The sequence below is a fragment of the Halomicrobium sp. HArcht3-1 genome (assembly GCF_058933345.1).
Window position 1 is genome coordinate 26,089 of record NZ_JBZYDM010000004.1, and the last position, 20,134, is coordinate 46,222.

Genomic DNA, 20,134 nt, shown 5'->3' on the forward strand with positions numbered 1-20,134 from the left:
CGTTTCGCACGGAAGAGTGGCGAATAATATTTCGCGTTCCCAAAAACGTTTCAACGACCCCCATAGAGAGTAGTGGTATGAGTGAGACACAGCATCTCCTCGTCATCGGCGCACATCCTGACGACTGCTCGATCAAAGCGGGTGGGATCGCTGCCAAGTACGTCGAGGCGGGACACGACGTGACATTCCTGTCGGTGACCGACGGGAGCGCGGGCCACCAGTCGATGGGGCGCAAGAAGCTCGCCGCACGACGCAAGCGTGAGACCGAAGCCGTCGCCGAGACGCTCGGCATCGACTACGACGTGTTCGACATCAAGGACGGGCTGCTCGAACCGACGCTTGCAAACCGGAAGAAGCTCATTCGCTACATCCGCGATGTCGACCCCGATCTAGTGCTTGGCCCGCGCAACAACGACTACCACCCCGACCACCGCTACACGGCCCAGTTGGTGCGTGACGCCGCCTACTCGCTGATCGTCCCCAACATCGTCCCGGACGCGCCGGCACTGGACTCGAACCCCGTCTTTGGCTACGTCGCCGACCACTTCCAGAAGCCGGCCCCCTTCGAACCCGATGTCGTCCTCGACGTGACCGACGTGGTCGATCAAAAGATCGCTGCCCTCGACTGCCACGAGTCCCAGATGTACGAGTGGCTTCCGCTCACCTTCGGCGAACTCGACAGCGTCCCCGAGGACGAGGACGCCCGCCGCGAATGGCTCGCCACCGAAGGAATCGGTCACCTCGAAGCCAACACCGAGATGGACGTCTCCGATCGCTTCCGGGAGGAACTGAAGGCCCGCTACGGCGAGGAACAGGGCGCTGCCGCCGAACACGCCGAGGCCGTCGAGATCTCCGAATACGGCGCACCCCTGACCGAGGAAGCCAAAGAACGGCTCTTTTTCTTCTGACTCACGTTCTTTCGATTCGAATTGCTTGCAGACCCGGATCGCTCACGGGCATCCACGGTGTGTGACATCGCCCGGTATCGCCGATGATATTTGGAGGGGTTCATTTTCAATGGTTGCTTCCTCTGAACAGGTATGACAGACGAGCAACCCAGGTCCGGGATGGGGGTGCTTTCGGCCAGCCACTGGAGTAGCATGGTGCGAACGTTCATCGAACACACACCGAATGGGAAATCGATCCCTCGGTCGACGTGGCGAAGCCGACATCGGAAGATCATCGGGCTGGTGCTCGCACACGTGCCGTTCCTGCTGTTGTTGGGGCTGTACGAGGGGACGGAGACGGCGATCACGGGTGCGACTATCCCGTCGATTCCGCTGGTCGAGATCCTCTTCGAACTTGGCGTCGTGGCGGGGCTGGCCGGCCTCGCGACACTCTCGCGCCTTCCGCGACGCGTTCGGACAGGGCTGGCGACCCTCGGACTGCTATCGTCGTCGGTCGTCCTCGTCCACTTCTCGGGTGGGTTCATCGAAGCACACTTCCACTTTTTCGTCGCCATGGCCGTGGTCGCGATCTACGAGGACTGGGTTCCCTTTGCCCTCGGTATCGGGTACGTCGTCGTCACGCACGGCGTGTTCGGCATGATCAATCCGAGCCGGGTGTACAACCACACCGCAGCGATCGACAATCCGTGGGCGTGGGGTCTCATCCACGGCATCTTCGTGCTAGCACTCGCTGTTGCACTGATGTCACACTGGTACTCGACCGAACGCTCCCGTGAGGAGGCGAGGCAGCGACTCGAAGAAGCCGAAGCGAAGACCGAGCAAGTCACCGATCTCGAACGGAAGAAAGCCGAAATCGAGCAGGCGAAAGCCGAAGCCGAGGAGACCAAAGCCGAAGCGGAGGCGAGACAGCGCGAAGTCGAGCAGTTGAACCAAAGTTTCGAAGCGACAGCGGACGCGTACAGCGCGGCAATGCAGCGCGCGGCCGACGGCGACCTGAGCATCCGTCTGGACACGGACAGCGAGAGCGACGCGATGGTCCAGATCGGCGAGGCGTTCAACGAGATGATGGACGAAACGGAGGCTGCGATGCGAGAGATTCAGGACTTCGCCGACGAGGTCGCTACCGCGAGCAGTGACGCAGAGGCGGGGACGGGGACGGTCCGTGAAGCAAGCGAGGAAATGAACGAATCGCTTCGGGAGATCGCTGCCGATGCGAACCAGCAGCGTGAGATGCTCGGGACGGCAAGCGACGAGATGACGGAACTGTCGGCGACGGTCGAAGAAGTGGCTGCCTCCGCCGAGACGGTCGCCGAGACTGCCCGCGAGACGGCCGAAATCGCGGACAGCGGTGAGTCGACCGCAGAAGAGGCACTCGACGACGCTCGCACGGTCCAGCGTGCGATCGACGAGACCGTCACACACGTCGAAACGCTCGACGTGCAGATGGACGAGATCGGCGAGATCGTCGAACTCATCACCGACGTTGCCGAGCAGACCAACATGCTGGCGCTCAACGCCAACATCGAGGCTGCTCGTGCGAGTGGCGGGACGACCGGGGCCGACGGCGACGGCTTCGCCGTGGTCGCAGAGGAGGTCAAACAGCTCGCAGAGGAGACCCGGTCGTCGGCGACGGAGATCGAGCAGCGTATTCAGGAGACACAGGAACAGACCGAACGGACCGTCGCAGAAGCGAAAGAAGCCGAACGGGCGATGGAGCAGGGAGCCACCGCCGTGCAGGCGGCCGTCGAGTCGTTCAACCGTGTCGCAGAGAACGCAGAGGAGACCGACAGCGGGATTCAGGAGATCCGCGACACGACCGACGAACAGGCGGCAAGTACCGAGGAAGCAGTCTCGATGATCGAAGAGGTCGCCGAGATCAGTCAGTCGACGGCGGCAGAGACCGAACGCGCCGCCGAAACCGCCCAACAACAGGCCACGTCGGTGTCGCAGGTCAGCGAGAACGTCACGTCGCTGGTCGAACGCGCGGAACGGCTCCAGGCGCTACTCGGGACGTTCGACGTGCGTGACCGCCAGTCATCGACGAGCGACTGATACCGTTGGCGATACGTCTGTGAACCATTTCGTCACGCCGGGTGGCGAAGGTCTTCACGAAGGGACGGCAAACAGTACGAGCAGGTCGTGTCCGTCACGACGGCCCGGCCAGCACTTTACGCCCCGGTGATCGAACACCGTCTCGTGAAACGACCGAGGGCTACTCGGCCCGTTCCTGTTCACGGAGTGCGTCGACGCGGCTCTCGATCGCGGGATGGGAGGATGGCAGGACGCGCGCACTCAGCGAGCGCCACCGCCGTCGAGTCCGCGCGATGGCATCGTCGCCCTCGATCCCGTCCTCGTCGCCGATCGCGTCGGGGAGGACACAGAGTTCTCGCACGCCGGTCTGTGCAGTGCGCAGGTCCTCGGACGGGCGCAGGTCGTCGAGGGTCTCCAGCGCACCGGCGAGTGCCGCCGGCGATCCCGAGATCGCCGACGCACCGGCGTCAGCGTGGAACTCACGGACCCGCGAGAGCGCACGGTAACAGGCTGTGCTGGCGAGCCACAGCGTCGACGAGAGGACGAGCACGACCGGCGAGAGCAGGAGCATCGCGATGTGGAACTGGCCGAACGCGGCGCTGTCGCTGTCCTCGGATTTCTCGACGCCGGGAAGGTAGCCGAGCACGGATCGCCGAAGGAACTCGATCGTCCCCTCGTTGACACGGGCCGTGATCGTCGGCAGGAAGCCGGCGGCGGTCATGACGAAGGCGTCGCCGTGTTTGAGGTGGGCGAGTTCGTGGGCCAGCACCGCGTCGAGTGCGTCGCCATCGAGCCGTTCGAGCAGTCCGGTCGTCACGACCAGCGTCTGCTGGCCGGGGCGGCCGGCGACGTAGCTGTTTGGCGTGTCGCTGTCGACGACGTTGACGCCCGGGACAGGCGTGTTCGAAAGCTGTGCCAGACTGGTGAGTCGGGCGCTGACGGCGTCGCGCACGTCGCTGTAGTCGAACGTCGGGAGGACCCGATCGTCGAGGTCGTCCGTATCGTCCTGTGGCTCGTCCGGCATCGCGTGGGAGCGGTCGGCGAGTACACCGCCAAAGTCACGAAATCGGCCGCCTTCCGGGTCGGCCGAAGGGTCCCGGAGGCGGTCGGTCACCGGTGCAAGTAACTCACGGAGGCGTTGTTCCTCACCGGGCAGCGTCTGAACGCTCATCCGGTAGCCAAACACGGACTGTATCGCCAGCGTCGCCACGGTCCCGACCGCGACGACGAGGGGGGAGGGCAACGTCTGGAATCGCAGCGCGTCGGCGACCAGCCCGATGGACTCGTAGGTGATGAACCACGAGAACAGGCCGACTGCGAGGTGCCCGAGCCAGTACGCGACGACGACGAAGACGGCGTCGAACGCGACCAGCAACGCGACGAGCGCGACCAGTCGAAGCCGGAGCCCGAGTGATCGAATGGAGGGCATCGTTCGGAGATTGTCGAGGGAGCGTCGAAAAAGTATCGGTCAGCGAGAAGAAGCCGCCGCCAGCGTCAGGCCAGCGCGCTGCCGGCCCGGATGATCTGGCTTCCACCTTTTTCGGCGTCGGGATCGCTCGTTCCACTCCCGATCCGCTCCTTGAAAAACGTGGGTGAAAAAGGCCGGATCTCACTACGTTCGATCCGGTGAAACGACTCGCGACGCTCGTCGTATGCCTGCCACCTACGCCAGCGCGCTCCCGGCCCGGATGATTTGTTTTTCGCCGAACGCAGGACCGATTAGCTGTAGGCCAACCGGGAGATCGTCGTCGGTCTCGCCCGCTGGGACGGAGATGGCGGGCAAATTGGCGAGGTTGACCGGCGTCGTGTTCGCGTCGGCCAGATACATCGTGAGGGGGTCGTCGAGACTCTCGCCCATCTCCATCGGCGGGACCGGCATCGTCGGCGAGGCCAGCACGTCCGCGTCGGCAAGTGCCGCGTCGAAGTCCTGTTTGACCCACGCGCGGGCGTCCTGTGCCTTCTTGTAGTACTTGTCGTGATAGCCCGCAGAGAGGGCGTAGGTGCCCAACAGGACCCGTCGTTTGACCTCCTCACCGAAGCCTTCCTCGCGAGCGTTGGCGAAGCTCTCGTTCCAGTTGCCCTCGTACCCGCCGCTCTGGCCGTAGCGGACGCCGTCGAAGCGCGCCAGATTCGAGGAGGCTTCCGACATCGCGATGACGTAGTACGCCTCGACGGCGTGCTCGACGCTCGGGAGGTCGACCTCGTGATAGCTCGCACCCTGTGCTTCCAGTTCCGCGATGGCGTCCCAGAACGTCTCGACGACTGCCTCGTCAGCCCCTTCGACGAGTTCCGTCGGGACGCCGATGGAGAGACCGTCCACATCGCCATCGGCGGCGTCGGCCAGCCCTTCGGCCGCGCCCTCGTTGTCGCGAGTGGTCGCGTCGTGCTCGTCGGGACCGGCGATCACTTCGAGCAGTTCGGCTGCCTCCTCGACGGAGGGGGCGATCGGGCCGATCTGTTCTAAGCTGTTGGCGTAGGCGACCAGCCCGTACCGCGAGACCAGCCCGTAGGTGGGCTTGATGCCGACGACACCACAGAACGCGGCAGGACAGCGGATCGAACCACCGGTGTCGGTGCCAAGCGCCATGTCGGCGTCGCCGGCCGCGACGACCGCGGCGGAGCCACCGGAGGAGCCACCGGGGACGTGTCCCGGTGCCGCCGGGTTCTCGGTCGGTCCGTAGGTCGACGTTTCCGTAGTCGTCCCCATCCCGAACTCGTCCATGTTGGTCTTGCCGGGGATGGTCGCGCCCGCGTCCTTCAGTCGCTGGACGACCGTCGCGTCGTAGGGCGGGACGTACCCGTCGAGCATGGCCGAGCCACAGGTCGTCTGGACGCCCTCGGTGGAGATGTTGTCCTTGACGGCGACGGTCCGGCCGGCCAGTGGCCCGTCTGCATCGCTCTCGATCCGTTCGGTCGTGACGTAGGCGTTGTGCTCTGTCACCATCTTACGACACCTTCGGTCCCTTGAAGTGGCCGTCTTCGCTGTCGGGTGCGTTCTGGAGTGCCGCCTTCTGACTCAGACACTCGTGGCTTTCGTCGGGGCGCATGACGTTCGCCAGCGGGGCATCGCGCTCGGTTTCCGGCACCTCGTCCAGCGTCTCGAAAGCGGCGAGGATGTCGGCGAACTGCTCGGTGAACCGCTCGACCTCGTCGTCGTCGAGGTCGACACGGGCGAGATCCGCGACGTGGCGGACCTCCTCCGGGTCGACGACGGATTCGCTCATATCCCACCGGAACAGCGGCCCAGCGGTAAGCGTTTCGATACCCCAGACCGGCGTTCGGTGGCGATCCAGCACCACGACCACGCGGGCCGTGTCGCTCTTTTCGGGCAGGGGCGCTTCGAAACGACAAACTATCCTTTTCGATTTTGCCAAACAGGCTTCACAGATAGACAAAAAGTTTAAGTCACTGTGGGTACAATACATTATTCGCTAGAAGGTTTTTCGGGTCACAGACCCGGCTGTTCCCCTAACCAATGACCGACACCACCATCCGACGATATACGGACGAACGCGAGCACACAGCGGAGACCGAGGACGAAGCCGAGGACGAGAACGAGCAGGTCTGTCCAGAGTGCAGCGGCGATCTGGTCACGGACGGCGAGCGCGGCGAGACGGTCTGTGAAGAGTGTGGGCTGGTCGTCGACGAGGACGAAATCGACCCCGGTCCCGAGTGGCGAGCGTTCGACGCCAAAGAGAAAGACGAGAAGTCCCGCGTCGGCGCACCGACGACGAACATGATGCACGACAAGGGACTGTCGACGAACATCGGCTGGCAGGACAAGGACGCCTACGGGAACTCCCTGTCCTCGCGCCAGCGAGAGAAGATGCAGCGCCTGCGCACGTGGAACGAGCGGTTCCGCACCCGAGACTCCAAGGAGCGCAACCTCAAGCAGGCGCTTGGCGAGATCGACCGCATGGCCTCGGCGCTTGGCCTGCCCGAGAACGTCCGCGAGACCGCGAGCGTCATCTATCGGCGCGCGCTGGACGAGGACCTCCTGCCCGGCCGTTCCATCGAGGGGGTCGCCACGTCGTCGCTGTACGCCGCTGCCCGGCAGGCAGGCACGCCCCGCAGTCTCGACGAGATCACCGCAGTCTCCCGGGTCGAGAAAGACGAGATCGCACGCACCTATCGCTACGTCGTCCGCGAGCTCGGACTGGAGATCCAGCCCGCAGACCCCGAGAGCTACGTCCCCCGCTTTGCCTCCGATCTGGAACTGCCCGACGAGGTCGAGCGACGGGCACGACAGCTCCTGCAGAACGCCAAACAGCAGGGCGTCCACTCCGGGAAGTCGCCGGTCGGACTCGCGGCGGCGGCAGTGTACGCCGCCTCGCTGCTGACAAACGAGAAAGTCACCCAGAGCGAGGTCTCGGAAGTGGCGAACATCTCCGAGGTGACGATCCGAAACCGCTACCACGAACTGCTGGAAGCCGAAGAGGAGATGCAGCAACTGTAGATCGAAATCTCTTGGTGTTGCCACGTCCCGCCTGACGGTATGGAAACGACACGGCATTTTACCGCGACCACCTACGTCGTCGAGAGCGGTGCCGTCGCGCTCCACGAACACGACAGGCTCGGGATGTGGCTCCCGCCCGGCGGCCACGTCGACCGCGACGAACTCCCCCACGAGGCGGCGCTGCGTGAGATCCGCGAGGAACTGGGCATGGACGTGGAACTGCTCGCCGAGACCGGCGACATCGAGAGTGACACCGTCGAACCGCTGCCCGAACCACAGCACTTCCAGCTTGCGGACGTGAACATCACCGAGCAGGGCGTGGGCCACCAGCACATCGATATGGTCTACTACGCTCGCGCCCCCCACCGAGAGATCGATCCGGCGGCCGGGGAAGCACCCCCAGCGGACTGGAAGTGGTTCGACGCCGACGACCTCGCGGCCGCGACGGACCGCCTCGCCGAGGACGTGATCGACATCGGCCAGCGCGCGATCCAGACGGTCGAGAGCGAGCACAACGCCTAACGGCACGGTCGTCGAACCGAGCGTATGGACCGACGCTGTCCCGACTGTGGCGTGAGGATGGAACCGGTCAAACTCCGAACGGGTGAAGGATTCAAACTGCAGATCAACACCGACGAGCGCCGCGAGGGACTGCTGGGCTCGCTTGGCATGACCGAGAACCACAGCGTCGAAGGGCGACTCTGTCCCGAGTGTGGATTAGTGCGGGCGTACGCCGATATCGACGAGACCTGAAGCGACCCGCTCGCCGTCTCGGTCGTCCACCACCCGAGTTGTCACAGCTTATCGCCGATGGGCTGTACATAACAATGTCGGCCTATCGCGTCGTTAGACACGACCTATGAGCACCACCACCAGCGCACAACGGTCGATCGGCGCACGAACGAACTTCGAACCGTGGCAGGGCGGTATCGCGGGCGGCCTCCTGGGCGCGCTCGTCTTCGGCGTTCTCCTGTCGCTCGTCGCACCCGGTGTGATCGAGAACGCCATCCCGGCGCTGTACGGCCTGGGCACGCCAGCGGGCGTCGCTGGCTGGGCGATCCACATGAGCCACGGCGCAGTGCTCGGTGTTGTCTTCGCGGCTATCGCCGACGCCGACGGGATCGATCAGGGACTGGCGACGAACATGGACAACGCCTTCGCGGGCCTGATCTACGGGCTGGTACTGTGGGCGGCGCTCGCCGTCGTCCTCATGCCGATCTGGCTCGGTGCTGTCGGCGTCCCGGACGCCCCGGCCGTCCCCAACATCTCGACGACGAGCCTCGGGGGTCACGCACTCTACGGTATCGTCCTCGGCTTGAGCTACAGCGTCCTGTCGGACTGAGCGAGCGGTCGGTTGGCGTCGTCCTTTTTGTGCCAGCGCCGTACATACAGACAGTCGTGTCCCGAGCATCACTGCGGGTCGAACGGCGGATGACTCGTACCCACACCGTCCTCTGGAGCGTGATCCTCGTCGCCACTGTGCTGGACATCCTGACGACAATCATCGGGCTGGAACGGGGCCTACAGGAGGGCAACATCGTCGTCCGGACCCTGTTCGAGACGCTGGGGCTGCCGGGCCTGTGGCTCGTGAAGTTCGGCGCGATGGTGTGGCTCGTCGGTGGCTGGGCGTTGCTGTCGGATCGTAACGCGGCGATCTTTCTGGGTCTGTTCGCCGCGGTCACCGTGGCGACAGTCGTCGTCAACGTCGTGACGTTGCTGGGTGCGTGACGCTACAGCAACGACTCGACGTACTTCGTGACGTGGTCGTCCATCCGGCGCTTGAAGCCGTCCTGCCGGGCCAGTCGGTCGAGTTCGCGAGCGGCGTAGGTGCCGTACTGGACGGCTTTCTTATCCCGGCGTGCGATCCCGTCGGGCAGCCACGTGCTCGCGGCCCGCCTGAGCGCCCACTTGCGCTCATCGTCGCCCCTGACAAGCTGGTCGCCAGAGAGACCGAGCGCCACGTCGACGACGCGGTCGTCGAGCAGCGGTGCGACCGGGTCGACACCGGCGGCTTCGAGCGTCAGCACGTCCCGTTCGAGCTGATCGGGCAGCGTCGCGATCACCTCACGCTGTGCGCCACGGACGGTGTCGGCCTCGATTCGGTGGTCATCGGGGGCGTTGGCGACCTTGGCGTAGCCGCCGAACAGTTCGTCCGCGCCCTGGCCGACGAGCAGGCGGTCGTAGCCGTCGTCGGCGACGCGCTCGGCGGTCAAGAAGAGCGGGAGCGCGATCTGTACGTCCATCGCGTTGGTCCGCCCGGTCGCGCGAGCGATCCGGGGCACGGCGCGTTCGAGGTCTGCATGGTCGAACTCGACGACGGTCAGCTCACGATCCAGCAGCGCCGCGGCCGAGCGGGCCGCTTCGATGTCGTGGCTTCCCTCGAAACCGGCGACGTAGAGTGGGCAGTCGAGGCGAGCGGCAAGCAGCGCCGAGTCGACGCCACCGGAGAAAGCGATGGCGGCGTCGCTCGTGTCGATGGGGTCGGTCGCCGCCGTGATGGTCTCGCGAAGGCGCGCCACGGCAGTTTCGTCGTCACCGAGCAGGTCGTGCTCGGGGAGCGTCCACAGGCGCTCGTCGTCGGTCGCCGTCCGTCGGTGGCCGGCCGGCAGCGAGACGGGATCGTCGAGGGCGGCGCGGTCAAACGCCCACGCACCGTCTGCCGTCGGGTCCGCGGCCTCGCGCTCGACGAACAGCGGGACGCGACCGAGAACGTCGCGCACGAGCGCTGGCTCGTCGTCGACGACCACCCGCCCCGCGAACCCGGCGGTGCCGGGCAGCGGATCGCGTGTCTCCATCGCGTGGCGAACGACGCCCGCATCGGTCCCGCGGATCATCGCATCAACTGGGCAAAGCGGTTCTTCACGCGACGTTTCGCGCCCCCGGCGGCCTGCCGAAAGCTGATGTGCCACGGCGTGCGCTTGCCCTCGACCGTCGTCCGACCCTCGCGGATGGCGTCGAGAATCGCGTCGAGACTGCGTTCGTCCGTGTCGACGTGGGTGACCGCTTGCCCGACCATCTCGCTGATGTGGGCGTCGCTACCGGCGGTCATCGGCATCCCCCGGCGGCTCGCGAACTGGTGGGCCTGTCGGTTCGAGCGCCCGGTCAACAGCCGGGAGTTGTACACCTCGATGGCGTCGGCCGCCGTCAGTTCGTCCCGCGAGATGTTGGCGAGGACGCCACTGCGGGACTCCTGAAACGGATGGGGGACGACGGCGACACCACCCTGAGCATGGATGCGATCGATCGTCTCCTGAAAGGTGAGTCCCGAGGGAATCAGGGTCTCGATGCCCAGCCCCAGCACGTGGCCTGCTTCGCTGGTGATCTCCACACCCGGGATGCCGACGAGACCGTACTCCGGCGCGAGACGCGCGGCCTCCAGACTCGCGTCGATCTCGTCGTGGTCGGTGACTGCAAGCGCGTCCAGTCCGACGGCCTGGGCCTGTTCGAGCAGGAGTTCGACCGGATCACGGCCGTCGTAGGACAGCGCCGAATGGGTGTGAAGCTCGACCGTTAGCACGGTCGAACGTTTCGGTCCGGTCGGCAAAAGAGACTCGGTCCGGGACGAGACACTTGTCAGGGGAAGGTAGGACGGCTAATCGGCGGTCCCGATGTCGGGAGCCGGTGGCGAAGCACTGATCTCCGACTCGGAGAGATAGCACTGCGGGTCCGGGGCAAAGAGGTCGTCCTCGACGGTGAGTGCCCGGAGTCGAGAGCCACCGCGACAGACCTCGCTGTAGGCGCAGTCGGCACACTTGCCCGTGAGCCGCTGTTCGCGGTTCCGGAGCGCGGCGAGGACGGGGTTCGAGTCGTCGTCCCAGATCGCGCCGAACGACCGGTCGCGGACGTTGCCCAGCGAGTAGTTCTGCCAGAACTGCGTGAGGTGGACGTTGCCCTGATAGTCCACGTCGGCGACGCGCTCGCCCGCCGGATCGCCGCCGTTGGTTCGCAGATACTCGTAGACGGTGCGGGCCTTGGCCTCGCCGTAGTGTTCGCGGGCGTACTCGACGATGTAGGCGGCGTCGGCGTAGTTGCCCACGAGCAGCGTCTCGATCTCCTCGCCCCGGTCGTGGTACCGACGGGTCATGTCACAGACTGTCTGGACGGCCTCACGGCGCTGCTCGGGCGTCAGGTCGGCGTCGAGAATCTCGGTGCCGCGCCCGCCGTAGTCGAGATGATAGAAGCAGAAGCGATCCAGCCCCTCGTCGGTCAGCAGGTCGACGACGCCGGTCAGGTCCGGGGCGTTGCGCTCGGTGATCGTGTATCGCAGCCCCGTCTTGAGACCCACGTCGAGACAGTTTCGGATGCCCCGGACGGCGGCGTCGAAGGCCCCCTCCTCGCCGCGGAAGGCGTCGTTACGCTCTGGCAGGCCGTCGACGGAGACGCCAGCGTACTTGAGACCGGCGTCGCGCAGCGATCGGGCCCGCTCCTCGGTGATGAGCGTGCCGTTCGTCGAGAGGACCGGGCGGACACCGACCGTGTTGGCGTAGGCGACCAGTTCTTCGAGGTCGTCCCGCACGAGCGGTTCGCCCCCGGAGAACAGCACCACCGGGACGCCGTAGTCGGCCAGATCGTCGAGCAATGCTTTCCCCTCGGCGGTCGAGAGTTCGCCGTCTGCGACCTCGGTGTCGGCCGCGGCGTAGCAGTGCTCACAGTAGAGGTTGCACTGCTTGGTGACGTTCCAGACGACGACCGGACGGCGCTGCTTGCGGTCGCGGATCTGCTCTTTGCGGGACTCTTTGGCGGCGTCGTAGCGCAGGCCATCACCCTCTGCGTCCAGATCACAGAGGAGTTTACTGACCGAGATCATGCGTCCTCACCCGCGCTGGCGACGGCGGCCGCTTGCTCGGTCTGGACGCGGTCGACCTCGTCTGCGGGACAGAGCCACAGCGCCGTGGCGCTCCACTCGAACAGCCTGCGTGCCTGTTCGCGGGCGACCTCGGCCGAGGGCGCGCTGACGCTGCCGGCGTGAGTCAGCGGATCGTCGGCCGATTCACGGACGAACAGTTCCCACTCGCGCGTGACGGCGTCGCGTGGCTCGTCGACGGTGACGCTCAGCGATTCGTCGGGCATAGCTACCACTTACGACCAGCCCCACAAAACCGGGGGACCGCGTTCCCAGTCGCTGAGAACGGAACTCCCGTGGTCCGGGGCGGTGACCGCCACCGCCGACTGTCCCGTCGGTAACGCCACCAATGGCGAACGACCCGCAGAGTAATCCAACCGATCGCGTTCGACCGCAAAACAGCGAGGAAATAACGGATGTATACTTAATGTCGGCTACGGCCACTCTCCGTGTGCCGTCCGGCCACTCCGAGACGGTACTGTATCATGCCACGCGACTTCATGGCGCAAGACAGAGGGAAGAACGTCGTCACGGCCGATGGAGAGACGGTCGGGACGATCGACGACATCAAAGAGAACACGGCGCACGTCAAGCCCGACGACGCACTCGAACAGAGCGTTCGGAGCAAACTCGGCTGGACATCGGAGGACGAAACCGTCTACGAACTCGATCACTCGGCAGTGTCGGAGATTACGGACATCGAGGTGCGTCTCGAACAGAACCCCTGACCTCGCGCCGATCACCAGTAGACCCCATACCGAAGGCAACCGGTGGCTCGGTTACCATCGTCCCGGTCGTGTTCCGGGACACTGCCGGCTGGTGTTCGTGAACGGATTCGCCACCCCAGTGTGGTGAAGTCGGTCACAGATTTCAGCCGACAGTCTCACCGTTCTGCGAGCGTTTCGAGTCGTGACGCGTCGACCGGAAGCGACGTGGCACCGCCGGCTTCCAGTGCTGCCGTGATCCCGTCGAGGTGCTCGAAGCCGACGACGGCGACCACGGTCCCGTCGATCCCCGCTAGCGACCGGGCCATCGTCCGCTCACGGGCGGCGTCGACGATCTCGTCGGCAGCGGGACGTTCGAACGCCCGCAAGACAGAGAAGCTTCGTGAGAGGTGACGTCGTTCGTGCTCGGCGACGGTCTCGGGATCGGCCGTCGTCTCGATCCCGAGATCGATGTCGTCGCCAGCAAGCGGTGTCGGGAACCGGTCTCGACCGAAGACGGCGGCGAGACGACAGGAGAGGGCGTGCCTGCCGACCGTAACCGCGTTCGAGGCGATCCGAGCGATCGTCTCGCGGGCGGGCGAGCGCCGACGGATCTCCCCGGCAAGTGTCGCGAGAAAGCGCGGCCCGTGGGCGTCGATCGCCACGCCCGCCGCCTCGGTTGCGCGCAACGCAGCGCTCATCTCACCGGTCGTCTCCTGTTCGAACAGCGGCAGCGCCAGCGGCGGGAGTTCCACCGCGACCGTCCCGGGATCGAGGACGCTGACGAGTCGTTCGACGCGATAGACGCTGGCCGGATGATCGTGGACGACGCCGGTCAGGAGGGCGGACGAGTCGCCATCGACGAGCAGTCGAAGGTGTGCAGAGCGGATGCGAGGATCGTCGAGCAGCGCCGTGGGCGAGTTGGGAACCGCCCCGGCATCGTCGGAAGTCATCGAATAGTTAGCAACGCTATGGTTCCGGATCATTTAATCCTTCCCTATGTCGTCGTCAGCCGAACATACCGCGCGACGAGGGTCGAAAACGGACGAACGAATGTCCTCGCCGGAAAAAGGTTAGATATCCGTTACTGGCTGTGAAATAGAGCGTGCACCGAGCAGTCGGAGGCGAACCAGCCCAGTCGAGACGCGGAGCCGTCGATACCGCCCGTTGCACCCCCAGAATTCTGGGGACGGATACGCTCACGTGTGTCGGTGGCGTTTTAACCCTCGACGGGTGAGAGTCAGGTACGGATGGCCCGGGACCCGTTTGCGGACGAGATGTCGCCGGCGCTCGAAGACGTACTGGACGCGCTGGACGATGAAGACTGTCGTGCTATCGTCACCGCCCTGGACGGGCCGATGACGGCAAGTGACATCGCGGAGGCAAGCGGCGTTCCGCTATCGACGACCTACCGAAAGCTCGAATTACTGACGGAGGCGTCCCTGCTCCACGAGGGTGTCGAGGTGCGCGCCGATGGACAGCACGCCAGCCGATATACGGTCAACTTCGAAGATGTCGTTATCTCGCTGGACGAACAACGGACGTTCGAGGTCGAGATCGAACATCGGCCACAGACGCCCGACGAGCGCCTCGCAAACCTCTGGTCGGAGGTCCGAAAGGAAACATGAGTCCCCACGTTATCAGTTCACAGGTCGGTATCGTCGCGACGAAGACACTCACGCTCATCCTCGGTGGGCTGATCACCTACTACTCGTATCAGGCCTTCCAGCGGACGCAGGCCAGAGAGTTACAGGCGCTGTCGTGGGGGTTCGGGATCATGACATTTGGCGCGTTCCTCGGAGGGATCATCGATCTGTTCGTCCCCGAGATATTGGCCCGAGTAAGCTGGCTCCCCGCGAGCGGCATCCAGGACTGGCTCGTCGTCAGCGTGTTCGTCCAGAGCCTGCTGACGACAGTGGCCTTCGCCGTCATTCTCTACTCACTGTACGTGGAGTAGCGGTCGCCCGCCGACCAGCGGGACCGATCTCTCGCTCGGACTAGTGCCCGAGTCGACTACTCCGTCGTCGGCCCACGTGATCACGGTTCGGCGGACTGGAGGTCTTCGAACGCTGTCGATCACTCGGGGTCGAACTGACCACGACGAAGCCCGCGGCGGACCGGGTCGTGCTCGGCGTCGGTCGGAGGGGGTGCGGTCACGAGCGTCGCTTCGAGTCGCTCGTCGTCGCTCGCCCTGATACCGCGGTCAGTACCCGCCGGGACGACCACGACGCTGCCGGGTTCGACCGCATGCTCGTCGTCGCCGTCACGGACTACACCAGTCCCCGACAGCACGGTGATCGCCACGTCGCTGTCGGGCGCGTGGACGGGGATGAACTGTCCCGGCTGGAAGTAGCCGAGAACGACCTTCTGGCGCTCGGTCTCGTGGATCGTCCGCGCGGTGAACTGTGCGTCGTCGTACCTGCGCTCCGCGTCGACGGTTGTCTCGGGCACGTCCAACGAGAGGGCGAGCAAAGCGGTCGGGGTTGTGCCGAACGTGTTCGCCAGTAGTCCCAGCGTGTTTGCGCATCAATCGATACTCATGAGCTTCCTCTCCGGGTTCGCCCGCGGCGGTGACGGTCCCGAGTACGACAACTACGACGCGTTCGTCCCCGACCACATCCCAGAACCGGGGCCGTTCCTCGACGCCGAGGTCCTGGCCGGTACCGAACACGCCGCCTTCCACCGGGTGACCAGAGACCTGTTCGAGGAACGGGGCGTCATCGACATGACCTTCGGCTACAACCTCGCGCGCCTGAACCTCGACCGACGCCATCCCGACTCGGGCTTTCGGTATGCACGTGAGGAAGGCAACGGCGAACGCGTGTTGCGCGCCGAGTTCACGCCGACCACGGAGTTCTGTCCCCAGAGCGACACGCTGACGCTGGGAGCGTTCCGGGCCTGGAACGGACTGGCAGAGCGCCACGAGTACGACCTCGTTCGGGTGCGCGTCGACACGATGCACCAACAGAGCACGTCGATCAACGCAAAGCTCCAGCAGCTTGAGGAGCAGTTCCGAGAGACCGGTACGGTCCCGTCCGGCGAGACTGTGACCGATAGCGAGGTCGACGAGGCACCCGACGAGAGCGGATTCGACACGCCATTCTAAGGGCGGGTTTCGTCGCTGGTGAGACGCGACCACTGTCCATGGCGTGCCAACGCACGGCAAGGGAAGCGCGAACGTGTTCGGAACAATCCCGAAGGGACCGTGACTGAAACCGGCCGGCAATGGCAGCGACACAGTTGATACTGACGGCAGTGATGGCCGTGCTCCTCGCGGGCGCGGCGGCAACAGTAGCGCGACTGGAGAACTGGCGATCCTACACGCCGTCCGTCGGCGGAGGTGGGGGTGGTGGGACGACTACCGTTGAACCGGCCCACGGCCACCGCGAGAAGCCCACGGGGATCATACGCTGGCTGACGACAGTCGATCACAAGGACATCGGCATCCTCTACGGCACCTTCGCCGTGCTATCGTTCGCGTGGGGCGGTGTCGCCGTCGTCCTGATGCGCTTCGAACTGTTCGCACCGGTGGCGGACTTCCTGACGCCCTCGACGTACAACGCCCTCATGACCAGCCACGGGATCACGATGCTGTTCCTCTTCGGAACGCCGATGCTGGCGGCGTTCTCGAACTACTTCGTCCCCATCTTGATCGGGGCCGACGACATGGCGTTCCCGCGGATCAACGCCATCGCGTTCTGGCTGCTTCCCTTCGGTGCAGTCCTGATCTGGGCGGGCTTTTTCATCCCCGGCATCGCGCCCGCACAGACCTCGTGGACGATGTACACGCCGCTGTCGCTGGATCAGCCCAGTTCGGCCATCGACCTGATGCTACTGGGTCTGCATCTGACGGGGGTCTCGGCGACGATGGGCGCGATCAACTTCATCGCGACCATCTTCACCGAACGGGGCGAGGACGTGACGTGGGCGACCCTCGACATCTTTAGCTGGACCGTGCTAGTCCAGTCCGGGCAGATCCTCTTCGCCTTCCCGCTGCTGGGGAGTGCGCTCGTCATGTTGCTGCTGGATCGGAATCTGGGCACCGCCTTCTTCGCCGTCGGTGACGGCGGCGGGACGATGCTCTGGCAGCACCTGTTCTGGTTCTTCGGCCACCCCGAGGTGTACATCCTCGTGCTCCCGCCGATGGGACTGGTCAGCTACATCCTCCCGAAGTTCTGCGGCCGGAAGCTGTTCGGGTTCAAGTTCGTCGTCTACTCGACGCTGGCGCTTGGAGTGCTCTCCTTTGGCGTCTGGGCCCACCACATGTTCGCCACCGGAATGGACCCCCGGCTTCGCGGGGCCTTCATGGCCGTCACCATCTCCATCGCCATCCCCAGCGCGGTCAAGACCTTCAACTGGATGGCGACGATGTGGAACGGCCGTCTTCGCCTGACTGCACCCTTCCTCTTTTGCGTCGGCTTCATCGCGAACTTCGTCATTGGCGGCGTCACCGGCGTCTTCGAAGCCGCAATTCCGGTCGACCTCCTGCTGCACGACACCTACCAGGTCGTCGCGCACTTCCACTACGTCATCATGGGCGGGATCGCCTTCGCGGTGTTCGCCGGCATCTACTACTGGTTCCCGATCTACACCGGCCGGTGGTACCAGCGCACGCTCGCGAAGGCCCACTTCTGGCTCACCATGATCGGCACCAACGTCACCTTCTTCCCGATGATCCTGCTGGGCTACGCGAGGATGCCACGGCGCTATGCGACTTACAACGTCGGCGTCGGCCCGGTCGATCTCTTCACGCTCCTCCATCAGATCGCGACGCTTGGGGTCGTCATCCTCGTCGTCGGCCAGCTCCTGTTCGTCTGGAACCTCGTCACCTCGTGGCTCGAAGGACCAGTCGTCACCAGTGACGATCCATGGAACCTCGACCGCGACGGGATGTTCGCCCGCGAGTTCGAGTGGTTCAAGACGGAGAAGCTGCCAGCAGTAGCCGACGGCGGCGAGGAGGAATCGCCGACGCGAAGCGACTGAACGCGCCGACGGGCCGCCCGAACACCTTCGCCACCGAACGCTTGCCCCCGCAGTGCGACGAACACGTATGAGCGACCGCGCCGCCGAACTGTGCACCCTCGCCGAGGAGATCGCTGAACGTGACGGCGTTCAGGACGCCTGGACGGCAAAGAGTTTCACCGATCGGCTGTTCGTGGTCGAAGTCCCCGCGGGCGAGGAACTGCCCGACGCCGTCGAACGGGAACTGGCGGACCGGGACTGTCTCGGGGCCGACGAGGTGTACGAGATGAGCGGCGTCAGCGGCCCGGACTTCGCCGGCGACCTCGACGACGGGCGGCGCTATCGCTTCGTCGACGTGCAGTCCCGCGGTGAGTTACAGTCTTACGTCGTCTAAGACGGCTTGTTGTCGTTGCGTACCGGAGATCGTCCCCCCATCCACACATCGCTCCAACACACCGTATCAGAGCGATTCGATCGTGATAATCCCGTCGTCGACCTCGATCACGAGTTCCGGACCACCGTCGCCGATCCGGCCACGCATCTCGTCGCCGTCGGTCTCGATCGTATCCAGGACGCCGTCGGCGACCGACACCCGCCCGTCGTCGGTGCGAGCGGTCAGGTCGAGCGAGAGCGACGACGAGAGTCGTACCGTCACGTCGGCGTCGTCTGCCCGCACGGTCGCCCCGTCCCGGATATCGTCGACGGCGAGATCGAGTTCGCCGTCGTCTATGTCGATATCGCCGAGCGTCGTCGCCTCCGTGACGGTGAGTCGACCGTCGTCGAGCCCAGCATTGACGCGGTCGGCCTCGCCGACGGTGACTTCGCCGTCGTCACCGTCGATCTGGAGTGGTCCGTCGAATGAGCCGACTTCGGCGGTCCCGTCGTCGATCGAGAGCGACAGGTCGCCGGCGACCCCGTCGACCGCTGCTTCGCCGTCGTCGATCGTGACAGCCGTCACGTCGACGCCATCCGGAACCTTGACCGTGAGTGATTCCAGGCCACCGCCAGCCGCACCGATGGTGAAATCGTTGGCGCGCTCGGCACCCACCGAGAGGAGACCGTCGCTCACCTCACGGGTCACCGTCACGTCTTCGAGGTCGGTCTGACCGACCGCGTACTTCGTCGCCTGTATCCGAACGGCGCTGCCGTCCCAAGGCTCGACGGTCGTCTCGCCGTCGTCGCCGTCCACAGAAAGCGATGTTACGTCACTCACATCGTACTGGACGCTCGTCGTACGGCGGTCGATCTCACCGACAGAGACGCAACCGCCGAGTGCAGCCAGGGCAATCCCGGCCGTACCGAGGAGCTGTCTGCGAGTAGCGGTTCGTCGAGGGGTCGTGCCATCGTCGACGGCCCGGTCAGATCGAGTCATAGCTGTCGTTTGTGCCGGCGACTACTATAATCGCAATTCACAGTTTCAGGCTCAGAAACCGAGCCACGGCCGGCGGTACTGATCGAGCGTGCTCGACGGACGATTCGCGACCGGGACGCCGGGTGACACTGTCGAACCACCGACAGGGCTACGCGGCTCCGGCGACAACGACGAGCTATGGACCGACCGCGGCCCGACACCGAGCCCCCGTCCGAACACCTCGCGCCGCTAGCCGACGACGTTCGGGACGTGCTGGCGAGTCACCACTACGAGGTCGACGCGGCGATCACCGCCATCGACGACGCGGTGCCCGGCATTGGCGGGCTGTTCGGACCCGAGACGGACGCGTCGACGATTCGGACGGCGCTGTCGGACCTGTCCGACACAGAACCGAGCGGCCAGCAGCGAACGCTCCCCGATGGGGAAGCGATCCTCTACGTCGACGGGAGTTCGCGCGGCAATCCCGGCCCGGCCGGGGCTGGTGCAGTGATTCAGAACAGCGATGGCGAGACGCTGGTCGAACTCGGCTATCCGGTCGGCTCGCGGACGGACAACAACACCGCGGAGTACGTCGCACTCTACATGGGCCTCACACAGCTTCTCGCCCGCTTCGATCCCGAGACCGTCGAGGTCCGCATCGACTCGATGACGGTCATTCGAAGCGTCTGGCAGGACCGAGCCGACCCCGGCGAAGCCTTCCGTGAGTACCGGGCAGCCGTGGTCGACGTACTGGACGAGGTGCCGAACCACGACTGGACGCACCTCGCCGACAGCGACCCGAACCCCGCCGACGCGCTCGCGACGGTCGGTGCGGACATCGCCGCACTCGGACCGGGCGGCTGACACTCGTCCGCTGCG

Annotated in this window: 24 protein-coding genes; 14 read left to right on the forward strand and 10 right to left on the reverse strand. The window is 65.2% G+C overall.

The genetic code is table 11. From position 1 onward, the window contains the following. Positions 1–77: 77 nt before the first annotated feature. Positions 78–908 (forward strand): PIG-L deacetylase family protein, encoded by an 831-nt coding sequence (locus AC5FRW_RS07655; protein ID WP_493567849.1) that lies wholly within the window; start codon positions 78–80, stop codon positions 906–908. Positions 909–1,100: 192 nt separating this feature from the next. Next, complete coding sequence (locus AC5FRW_RS07660) at positions 1,101–2,960, forward strand: methyl-accepting chemotaxis protein (protein ID WP_493567850.1); 1,860 nt, start codon at positions 1,101–1,103, stop codon at positions 2,958–2,960. A gap of 160 nt (positions 2,961–3,120) precedes the next feature. On the opposite strand, the gene AC5FRW_RS07665 is transcribed toward AC5FRW_RS07660, so the two are convergent. The 3 genes from AC5FRW_RS07665 to gatC form a co-directional block, all read right to left on the reverse strand. Beyond that, entirely contained in the window at positions 3,121–4,368 is a 1,248-nt protein-coding gene (locus tag AC5FRW_RS07665; protein ID WP_493567851.1) for a M48 family metallopeptidase, read from the reverse strand. A gap of 234 nt (positions 4,369–4,602) precedes the next feature. Then, entirely contained in the window at positions 4,603–5,880 is a 1,278-nt protein-coding gene (gene gatA, locus AC5FRW_RS07670) for an Asp-tRNA(Asn)/Glu-tRNA(Gln) amidotransferase subunit GatA (protein ID WP_493568242.1), read from the reverse strand. Positions 5,881–5,884: 4 nt separating this feature from the next. Next, on the reverse strand, positions 5,885–6,163 hold the full coding sequence (gatC, locus tag AC5FRW_RS07675) for an Asp-tRNA(Asn)/Glu-tRNA(Gln) amidotransferase subunit GatC (protein ID WP_493567852.1): 279 nt from the start codon (positions 6,161–6,163) through the stop codon (positions 5,885–5,887). 251 nt (positions 6,164–6,414) lie between these two features. Here gatC and AC5FRW_RS07680 point away from each other — a divergent pair, with 251 nt between their 5' ends. The 5 genes from AC5FRW_RS07680 to AC5FRW_RS07700 all read left to right on the forward strand — a co-directional run bounded on the left by AC5FRW_RS07680 (position 6,415) and on the right by AC5FRW_RS07700 (position 9,123). Further along, on the forward strand, positions 6,415–7,395 hold the full coding sequence (locus AC5FRW_RS07680) for a transcription initiation factor IIB (RefSeq protein ID WP_493567853.1): 981 nt from the start codon (positions 6,415–6,417) through the stop codon (positions 7,393–7,395). 39 nt (positions 7,396–7,434) lie between these two features. Next, a complete protein-coding gene (locus AC5FRW_RS07685) occupies positions 7,435–7,917 on the forward strand; it encodes an NUDIX hydrolase (protein ID WP_493567854.1) in 483 nt (160 codons plus the stop codon). Positions 7,918–7,941: 24 nt separating this feature from the next. Continuing rightward, positions 7,942–8,148: a hypothetical protein gene (locus AC5FRW_RS07690; protein WP_493567855.1), complete on the forward strand. Its 207-nt coding sequence runs from the start codon at positions 7,942–7,944 to the stop codon at positions 8,146–8,148. A gap of 106 nt (positions 8,149–8,254) precedes the next feature. Then, the gene (locus AC5FRW_RS07695; RefSeq protein WP_493567856.1) at positions 8,255–8,737 is read left to right on the forward strand and encodes a DUF6789 family protein; all 483 of its coding nucleotides are present in this window, start codon (positions 8,255–8,257) and stop codon (positions 8,735–8,737) included. Between the two features lie 89 nt (positions 8,738–8,826). Further along, entirely contained in the window at positions 8,827–9,123 is a 297-nt protein-coding gene (locus AC5FRW_RS07700; protein WP_493567857.1) for a DUF5658 family protein, read from the forward strand. 2 nt (positions 9,124–9,125) lie between these two features. Here AC5FRW_RS07700 and AC5FRW_RS07705 read toward each other — a convergent pair whose 3' ends face one another. From AC5FRW_RS07705 to AC5FRW_RS07720, 4 genes are all read right to left on the reverse strand, one after another. Beyond that, positions 9,126–10,226, reverse strand: coding sequence for an asparagine synthase C-terminal domain-containing protein (locus tag AC5FRW_RS07705; protein ID WP_493568243.1), 1,101 nt, complete (start codon positions 10,224–10,226; stop codon positions 9,126–9,128). Next, on the reverse strand, positions 10,226–10,912 hold the full coding sequence (locus tag AC5FRW_RS07710) for a PHP domain-containing protein (RefSeq protein WP_493567858.1): 687 nt from the start codon (positions 10,910–10,912) through the stop codon (positions 10,226–10,228). Before AC5FRW_RS07710 ends, AC5FRW_RS07705 begins: the two co-directional genes overlap by 1 nt. A 75-nt stretch (positions 10,913–10,987) precedes the next feature. After that, positions 10,988–12,202 carry a TIGR04347 family pseudo-SAM/SPASM protein gene (locus AC5FRW_RS07715; RefSeq protein WP_493567859.1) on the reverse strand — a complete coding sequence of 405 codons (1,215 nt, stop codon included), beginning with the start codon at positions 12,200–12,202 and terminating at the stop codon, positions 10,988–10,990. Further along, the gene (locus AC5FRW_RS07720) at positions 12,199–12,465 is read right to left on the reverse strand and encodes an Htur_1727 family rSAM-partnered candidate RiPP (RefSeq protein WP_493567860.1); all 267 of its coding nucleotides are present in this window, start codon (positions 12,463–12,465) and stop codon (positions 12,199–12,201) included. Before AC5FRW_RS07720 ends, AC5FRW_RS07715 begins: the two co-directional genes overlap by 4 nt. A gap of 258 nt (positions 12,466–12,723) precedes the next feature. On the opposite strand from AC5FRW_RS07720, the gene AC5FRW_RS07725 reads away from it, so the two are divergent. After that, positions 12,724–12,966, forward strand: a complete 243-nt coding sequence (locus tag AC5FRW_RS07725) for a DUF8593 domain-containing protein (RefSeq protein WP_493567861.1) — start codon at positions 12,724–12,726, stop codon at positions 12,964–12,966. A 155-nt stretch (positions 12,967–13,121) separates the two neighbouring features. Here the strand turns inward: AC5FRW_RS07725 and AC5FRW_RS07730 are convergent, their stop codons facing one another. Continuing rightward, positions 13,122–13,895, reverse strand: coding sequence for a hypothetical protein (locus tag AC5FRW_RS07730; protein WP_493567862.1), 774 nt, complete (start codon positions 13,893–13,895; stop codon positions 13,122–13,124). 297 nt (positions 13,896–14,192) lie between these two features. On the opposite strand from AC5FRW_RS07730, the gene AC5FRW_RS07735 reads away from it, so the two are divergent. Beyond that, entirely contained in the window at positions 14,193–14,570 is a 378-nt protein-coding gene (locus AC5FRW_RS07735) for a helix-turn-helix domain-containing protein (RefSeq protein WP_493567863.1), read from the forward strand. Continuing rightward, complete coding sequence (locus tag AC5FRW_RS07740) at positions 14,567–14,899, forward strand: DUF7521 family protein (protein ID WP_493567864.1); 333 nt, start codon at positions 14,567–14,569, stop codon at positions 14,897–14,899. The genes AC5FRW_RS07735 and AC5FRW_RS07740 overlap by 4 nt, the downstream gene beginning before the upstream one ends. A 119-nt stretch (positions 14,900–15,018) precedes the next feature. Here AC5FRW_RS07740 and AC5FRW_RS07745 read toward each other — a convergent pair whose 3' ends face one another. Further along, the gene (locus AC5FRW_RS07745; protein WP_493567865.1) at positions 15,019–15,393 is read right to left on the reverse strand and encodes a cupin domain-containing protein; all 375 of its coding nucleotides are present in this window, start codon (positions 15,391–15,393) and stop codon (positions 15,019–15,021) included. Positions 15,394–15,481: 88 nt separating this feature from the next. Here AC5FRW_RS07745 and AC5FRW_RS07750 point away from each other — a divergent pair, with 88 nt between their 5' ends. From AC5FRW_RS07750 to AC5FRW_RS07760, 3 genes are all read left to right on the forward strand, one after another. Continuing rightward, positions 15,482–16,048: a DUF7998 family protein gene (locus AC5FRW_RS07750; protein WP_493567866.1), complete on the forward strand. Its 567-nt coding sequence runs from the start codon at positions 15,482–15,484 to the stop codon at positions 16,046–16,048. A gap of 119 nt (positions 16,049–16,167) precedes the next feature. Continuing rightward, complete coding sequence (locus AC5FRW_RS07755) at positions 16,168–17,925, forward strand: cbb3-type cytochrome c oxidase subunit I (protein ID WP_493567867.1); 1,758 nt, start codon at positions 16,168–16,170, stop codon at positions 17,923–17,925. Between the two features lie 67 nt (positions 17,926–17,992). Further along, entirely contained in the window at positions 17,993–18,298 is a 306-nt protein-coding gene (locus tag AC5FRW_RS07760; RefSeq protein ID WP_493567868.1) for a hypothetical protein, read from the forward strand. 66 nt (positions 18,299–18,364) lie between these two features. Here the strand turns inward: AC5FRW_RS07760 and AC5FRW_RS07765 are convergent, their stop codons facing one another. Continuing rightward, a complete protein-coding gene (locus AC5FRW_RS07765; protein WP_493567869.1) occupies positions 18,365–19,276 on the reverse strand; it encodes a DUF4097 family beta strand repeat-containing protein in 912 nt (303 codons plus the stop codon). Positions 19,277–19,453: 177 nt separating this feature from the next. Here AC5FRW_RS07765 and AC5FRW_RS07770 point away from each other — a divergent pair, with 177 nt between their 5' ends. Continuing rightward, the gene (locus tag AC5FRW_RS07770) at positions 19,454–20,119 is read left to right on the forward strand and encodes a ribonuclease HI family protein (protein WP_493567870.1); all 666 of its coding nucleotides are present in this window, start codon (positions 19,454–19,456) and stop codon (positions 20,117–20,119) included. Positions 20,120–20,134 lie beyond the last annotated feature (15 nt).